Source organism: Gimesia panareensis (assembly GCF_007748155.1).
Lineage (GTDB): Bacteria > Planctomycetota > Planctomycetia > Planctomycetales > Planctomycetaceae > Gimesia > Gimesia panareensis.
Window position 1 is genome coordinate 2172130 of record NZ_CP037421.1, and the last position, 6603, is coordinate 2178732.

The window sequence follows — 6603 nt, forward strand, 5'->3', positions numbered from 1 at the left end:
TAACATAATCGTTGTCAGGCGGGAACTGTTTTTTTATGAAGTCGATACTTTTTCTGAAATCTGATAGCGTTTTCTGCGCTGCACGCTGGTCAGGTCGATGCCCTGCAGCAGGAGCCCCAGGTCGGTGGAGGACAGTTGTAGGCCATGTGTGCCCTCCGGGCTGGAGAGACGCTGATATGTGCCCGCTTCCAGCCGTTTATACCAGATGGCCAGACCATCGTGGTCCCAGTACAGCAGCTTGATCCGATCCTGTTTTTTGTTGAGAAACACAAACAGTCCCCCGTCGAGTACGTTTTGCTGCAGGTAGACTTCGGTCATTCGCAGGAGGCCGTCAAAACTTTTTCGCATATCGGTGGGGACCGTGCAGAAATAAATGCGGGTGGGCAGATTCAGCATGCGCGCTGCTCCAGCGCGGCGAGCACGGTTTCGAGCGTGGTTTGATCACAGCCGTTTCCGACGCGAACCGAGGTGCCCTGTGAGAACACGATTTCAATCGGCGTGGCAGGGAGTTGGACTTCAACGGGCAGAAAGGAAGCTGCAGCGGTTGTCTCGGCATCCCGCTTTTTCAGTTCCCGCCGCCAGTAGTGGTAAGCTGGTTCGCTCAGTCCTTCACGCTGACAGAAGGCACGGATCGAGAGTCCGGACTGCAGTCGGTCTGAAAGGGTTTGTCGCCAGAACGCTTCACGGTTCGGGTTCCGTCGCTGGTCGGCACGCGGGGTTGACTGGGATGCGGACATCGCTTTTGCTCCTGAATATGCTGGTGGTTGAAACACATGCAGAATACAACAGCCGTCAAGGTGTATTTTGTGGGCCGGTTACAACTGATGTAGGCCTTCGACAGCCTTCGTAGCAATCGCCTTACTCGCATCAGGGAACTCTGAGAAATATTTTTTGCCGGGCACAAGCTTTGGAAGACGAAAACCACCCGCGACTGAACCGAAAAACACAGGAGTCTGTTGATACCCAAGTTTCGCGGCGCTCGCTCGTACTTCTTTCATGACCTCGTCGACAATTTCACCAAACTCGGCTCCGTCTTCAGCTGACTTGAGGTGATTCATAAACGCAAACGACAGTAGGCCATGACGTTTTACTGGACACTCACATGCGGGTTCATCGACATCTGATGCCGCAAACAAGATTTGACCTTCACCCGCAATGCTTTCTAACGGTGATATGACGTCGCGAAGAACTGCACCAGCGTCAATAACTCGTGCAGGTGCACCACCTGCAAAACAACAATCTAATAAGCAAAGGATGGCTTTCGCGTTGGATGTCTTGAATGCGTCGGCAAGTTCTGCCATAGAAATCGTCGTATTTGGCAGATCATTGATATCGGTGTCGTGGCAGACAATCCGATGATCGCGCGTTCCATGACATGAGAATGACACGATTACAGTATCGTCTGCGGTCGCTTCAGCAATTGTTTTCTGAAGAACACCACGAACGTTTTCGATACTCGCATCAGCATCAATTAGCAATGATGCATCAACGTCCGGAATTGTGTCTGAAAACAGTGACCAAAGAGCAACTGCATCTCTCTTGGCCCCAGCAAGATCTCTAATTTGAGGGTCGTTGTGCCGGTCAACACCAATGAACGCACATAATTGAGCCATCGTGATTCCTCTCCGTGGGGGAGCCTTGGCCAAGTAGCGTCCAATCTGCTCCGAAAATAGTTGTATTCAGGAATGCTAACGCGTGGCCGTCTGGAGTCCAGTATTATTGTCCAAAATACCATTGATAATCTAAAACGACCATCTGATGTTTGACTTCGCCGCCTTGTATGGCTCACGATTCGTCTGAACAACTCACTTCGGTCTGACACACCGAAATCGCGAAAGCTGCCACCTAAAGTACGTCGGTTTCATCGTCCGACGCACTTTGAGTGCCATCCACAAATCCCAAAACATTCATTTTCGAGGAATTTATTCCGATTCGTATTTTCATACTAAACTGTGTAAAACGTGTCCTACCAACTTATCTTGGAAATCAAAGTACACTTAACTCGTCTAGAAAGCTTTTTTTACAGCTTAGATCAAGAATGTGAAAATATTCTCAAATTGAATTGAGTAAGCTCCTCAACTTTTTCAGTTCTTCAGCAGAAAATTGAGATATGCCATCCTCAGAATCCTGTTTTGATGAATCCCCTGCTAGCTTTTCATGAACTTCCCCTGCCGCTGCCTGGGCAGCTTTAGTTGCCCCATAAAATTTCTCAGTCGTTGCAAAATCTTTGTGCCGCAAAATAATTTTGAGGGTTTCTGCAGAAACCCCAGCATTTATTAATCGGTGAGCACAACCACGTCTCAAATCATGGGCTGAAGCATATTTTAGCCGGCGACCAGCCTCTTCATCAGGTTGTTGAACGACAATCCGGGCTTGCTCTCCAATCATCGAAATAATGCGACTGACTCGCTTGGCTGTCAGCCTTTGCTCTTTTCGCTGAGCCTGCCTACTGGACTGTATTTCTGCTCTCTTTCTGAGCTTTGCAATCGACTTGGAATCAATCTCTCCCTGGTGACGATTAAATTCATCCATCCGTTTAATTTTAGCTCTTGAAAGCCATTTCCTGACCGTTGTCTCGGAAACACGACAGGCCCTGGCAATCGCAGAGTTATTATATTCCTTTGCCAATTCCTGAAGATCCGTATTCGTTGGTCTGAACCATTTACTGTCCGCTTTGATCTGATACTCCATCGATTGTGGGTTCACGACCCATCCATGTCGTTCCGATTGAGGAATCTGGTCCAGAATTTTTTGCAGACCGGGAAGCATGGGGATTTCTTGAGTTTTCCCATTTTTCTGTGAAGAGGGAATAATCAAAGTTGGATGCAAATCTTTCCGCTGTGGCCAAACAGGATGTATCTTTCGCTCATCATCCCATGAAAAATTCATCACATCGCCAATGCGAAAGGCGCTCTCCCAGATGATCTGTAAAACGTAACGCCAGGATTCGGCCGAATTCTTTCCTACGACTTCAGGTGTGACCTCAAGCATTTGCTCAAATTCGTCACCGGTGATCGGCCGCCCTTTCATCACCTCATCCACGCTCAGTTTGGTAACCGGAGGAATCTGGCTGATCCAACCGTGTCGATGGCAGTATCGTACAAATGCCATGACAGATCCCACCATCGTATTGACGGTAGTGAGAGCCCGATAGTCATAAACGCCCTCTTCACCGGCCAGCAGTCGGTCCTGTAAGTATTCCAAAGCAGTCAGAGTGGTATATTCTTCGATATTGGCGTTCTCAGGTAGTTTCTGTTTCTTCCGGTAATTTTCAAAGATCCGGCTGGCGATTTGAATCCGCCCCATAGCGGTTTCCAGAGACTTAGATCGCATCCGTGTCTTACAGTGTTCATAATAATGCTCAAAGCAGTCCTGCCACCGCATGTCACTCACCTGTTCCGCACTTCCTTGCATTACTGACGGTGTAGGAGCGCGTGTCTGGATCTCTAGCTCTTCCGTTATCACCCCACCCGATTCGATATAACGTCCGTTCAATAAACGTTCCCGGCATTCACGCATGATCCGACGGGCTTCACGCCGATCGCGGGTACCACAGTTTTTCCGGATCCGTTTCTGATGCAGCGGACAATAGAATTTCAAGACATACCCGTTCTTGTCTTTCTCTTTGAGAGGCCGATTTGGGTAGATCTGGATGTTACCGATTTCGGGATTGCGAGGCATGACTATTCAGAATGAAAGGCTATTCTGCCTCATCGGCTTTAGTGTGGGAATTTTTTTCCAAATGCAAAATCAGATTCTGCCCCGTCACCCATCGCGTGTGTCCAACAATAGTGTAAGGGAGCCCTTGATCAAGCAACTTGTCCCAGAACCGCTGGGAGATCCCGAGACGTTGTAACACCATCGCCTTGCTATAGGCCTCTGCCGCGTGAATGACTCCCCCAAGATTTTTATGCATCTCCCTCTCCCCATGATTGTTATAGAAAATCGAAAAGCAGGACGGCGATCGAATGATCAATCACCGTCCAGTAACGAATCTGCCGAAGTTCTAGTCCAAAAAGATTTCGGCTTCAGCCCGTTCGACGTAGCCCTGTGCCATCTGCAGCACGCGAATCGCCTGTGGCAATTCCGCTAGATTAAAGGACGACGTATATTTAATGTCCTCTCCATCCTTATACCGCTTCTGCACATTGACGCTGCGGACCGTGATGGGGCCTTCGTCCGTTTCAATCTCATGTCCGAAAACGGAAGCCGAGATGAATCCAATCCGGAACACTTTTTCCGGAGGATTACTACTGCTTCGTTTTGCACTTTTCTTAGCCATCGATTCAACCTTTCTGTGGAAGGAACAGTGTTAGATTGCTTCTCCAAATGAACCAGCAACCCGTCAGACTCGCTTTTGCCTGCACGATGCAGACAGAAAGTGACAATGCCACGTGATCCCATGCTGCGCAAGAAGATCAGGGCGGATTTCAAAAGGGTACCGGTGTTCCGAGAGAGGGAATCCAGGTCAGAAAGGGATTCAGTTACAAAATCCATCAATCACAGCCAGTGATTGCCAGCAGGTCATCCAGAAGGAAGACTCAGCCAATCATCGCCTGGCAGATATAAACGTGGGAGCCCCAGGGAATGGCTCCCATCAATTCGCCGTTCATAGCAGGAAGTAAATAACACCGCAGACGAACGTAATTCCGCTAATCGTGATATCCAATCCTGGTCCAGGTATCTGAGAAGGACGGATATATCGTTTTGGCGGTCTCAGCATTTCAACATAGACGTATTTACCGAGCCGTATGCAGCGTTGTCTGCAGTATCGAAAGAAGCGTCTCAACAAACTCCAGAGCCTGCTGATACAATCCATTAACGTTCTGCAAAACGTTCGAATGATTTGTTTAACCATAGAAAAGAGGGAAAAGAAATTATGTCGATCTGCCCAGTGCAGAATCGAATCATTTATCACCTCAACATCGGATTCGACCGTTCCTACATCCCTGTGTGCAGGACCAGTAAAAAAGATGAAAGGTTTTTAGTTCGATTTATCGGCAGGTTTCGTTCCCGATTCAGCAGTTTTGGAGCCAGTCTGCCGGCTGCGAACCTTGATGGCTTTCTGCAGACAGCTCCAGCACAAAGGGGCCTTGCCGATGAATCCGTCATCAAAATCTGTGGTGACGCATTCTTTGTTCTTTTCGCACCAGGTACATGTTTCTGTTGAATGATACTGCGTAATGGTGACGTTCATGATCCGGACCTTTCCCGATTAAATGGATTTGAGAAAACGAAGTTGAGCTCAGTACAGGAAAGGTCTGCCTGTCTCGGAAAGAATGATTTGAAATCCGGTTGAACAGCCGATGATCTTAAGCAGGTTCAACCTGGGCTGAACACAGTCAATCTCACTCAGCTTCCCTTCCCAGATGGAAGGAGGGAAACGGGCAATCAGGGTCACCCGTTTCCAGTACGATCACTTGTTCTCCTTCTGACCGTTGGTTTCGGTGTTAAGAATGTACTCCCAGGCCTGCTTGGTCAGCAAGCTGACAATGGGCAGATCGTCCCGGCCGAAACTGTTGGTCGATTTCCATTCCTCGCCCTGCTTGTAGGAACGCTGAAGCGTTACCTTGTAGAAGGTCGTTTTGCCGTCTTCGGATTGATTTTCGAAGACACTGGCAGTAATGCCGCGCAGCCGGAATGACTGCACGGGTTTGTTGGAATCGGTCTTATCAGACATCATAAAAAGGGGAACAAAACAAAAATGTGATTCATCAGCTTTTATGGATGAACCAGCGAAAAACTCCACACCCTGTTTCCTGGCTTGCCGACGTCCCTGAACGCCGTCAAACACGGTCACAGTGGTTTGGTGTGGCTGCTTAATAACGGTCACTGTCATGGGGTTTCTATTTCTGTTTCCAGGGGTTTGACCAGCGGCGCCCGCTCCCCCTGACAATTCAGTGTAATCGGTTCGTGTAAAAATGCTTCCGGCGTCAATTCCTGTTGTTCGATGCAGAGCCATAAATCGGGTCGTGGACGTGTCTTGAGTTTCTCTGCCGTTGTTTTACAGCGATATGCATTGGTAGTAACAAACAAAACACTGAAAACATCCAGTGTGGTTTCCGGAAAATGCTTGCGATGCAGCCTGCGATTGGCCAGTTCCGCGTACCCTTTCGTTTTCCGGGCCGCGATCTGTTTCGGTGAGCTGGTTCCCAGATCCTGTTCCAGGTAAAAGACTTTCTTATGTCCCAGTAATGAGAGCACGAAACCGGCATCAGGAGAACAGGATAAGGGAGGTTGCTCATTGAGTTTGGTCTGTAAATAAAACTGCTCTTTGACGTGGTCAGTTTTGTTGACAGTCTCCCATTCGTTGATCCAGCGATCGAGTTTGACTTCACTCTGTAATGCAATCCCCTGTTCAATCACTGTCCGCGTCTTGTTCATCGCAATCCAATGGTTTAAGCGATCAGCGCGGGGCTGGCGCGTACTGACAGACGTAACCGTACACCAGAACCATTGTAGGCGCAGGGTTTAGAATCTCGGGTTTCCTCACGTTTCCCATACAGGAGATCCCATGGTCCAAAACAATTCGAGTGAACCGCCCAAGTCTGGGCAGACCGACTGGAGCGATTCGACCAGGCTGAAATCACCGTCGCGCAGTTC

General features: G+C 48.8%; 9 protein-coding genes. All 9 read right to left on the reverse strand.

Features of this window, described 5'->3' with window-relative positions; translation table 11 throughout:
• Positions 1-33: 33 nt before the first annotated feature.
• The 9 genes from tnpB to Enr10x_RS08125 all read right to left on the reverse strand — a co-directional run bounded on the left by tnpB (position 34) and on the right by Enr10x_RS08125 (position 6468).
• The gene (gene tnpB, locus Enr10x_RS08085; protein ID WP_145448703.1) at positions 34-396 is read right to left on the reverse strand and encodes an IS66 family insertion sequence element accessory protein TnpB; all 363 of its coding nucleotides are present in this window, start codon (positions 394-396) and stop codon (positions 34-36) included.
• Positions 390-737 carry an IS66 family insertion sequence element accessory protein TnpA gene (gene tnpA, locus Enr10x_RS08090; RefSeq protein ID WP_145448704.1) on the reverse strand — a complete coding sequence of 116 codons (348 nt, stop codon included), beginning with the start codon at positions 735-737 and terminating at the stop codon, positions 390-392. The genes tnpB and tnpA overlap by 7 nt, the downstream gene beginning before the upstream one ends.
• A gap of 78 nt (positions 738-815) precedes the next feature.
• Positions 816-1613, reverse strand: a complete 798-nt coding sequence (locus tag Enr10x_RS08095; protein WP_145448705.1) for a caspase family protein — start codon at positions 1611-1613, stop codon at positions 816-818.
• A gap of 439 nt (positions 1614-2052) precedes the next feature.
• Positions 2053-3681 (reverse strand): tyrosine-type recombinase/integrase, encoded by a 1629-nt coding sequence (locus Enr10x_RS08100; protein ID WP_145448706.1) that lies wholly within the window; start codon positions 3679-3681, stop codon positions 2053-2055.
• Positions 3682-3700: 19 nt separating this feature from the next.
• Complete coding sequence (locus Enr10x_RS08105; RefSeq protein ID WP_145448707.1) at positions 3701-3916, reverse strand: topoisomerase II; 216 nt, start codon at positions 3914-3916, stop codon at positions 3701-3703.
• Positions 3917-4006: 90 nt separating this feature from the next.
• Positions 4007-4282, reverse strand: a complete 276-nt coding sequence (locus Enr10x_RS08110) for a hypothetical protein (protein WP_145448708.1) — start codon at positions 4280-4282, stop codon at positions 4007-4009.
• A gap of 702 nt (positions 4283-4984) precedes the next feature.
• Positions 4985-5197: a hypothetical protein gene (locus tag Enr10x_RS08115; RefSeq protein WP_145448709.1), complete on the reverse strand. Its 213-nt coding sequence runs from the start codon at positions 5195-5197 to the stop codon at positions 4985-4987.
• 219 nt (positions 5198-5416) lie between these two features.
• On the reverse strand, positions 5417-5683 hold the full coding sequence (locus Enr10x_RS08120; RefSeq protein ID WP_145448710.1) for a hypothetical protein: 267 nt from the start codon (positions 5681-5683) through the stop codon (positions 5417-5419).
• A 152-nt stretch (positions 5684-5835) separates the two neighbouring features.
• Positions 5836-6468 (reverse strand): replication-relaxation family protein, encoded by a 633-nt coding sequence (locus tag Enr10x_RS08125; protein ID WP_145448711.1) that lies wholly within the window; start codon positions 6466-6468, stop codon positions 5836-5838.
• Between the last annotated feature and the right edge of the window lie 135 nt (positions 6469-6603).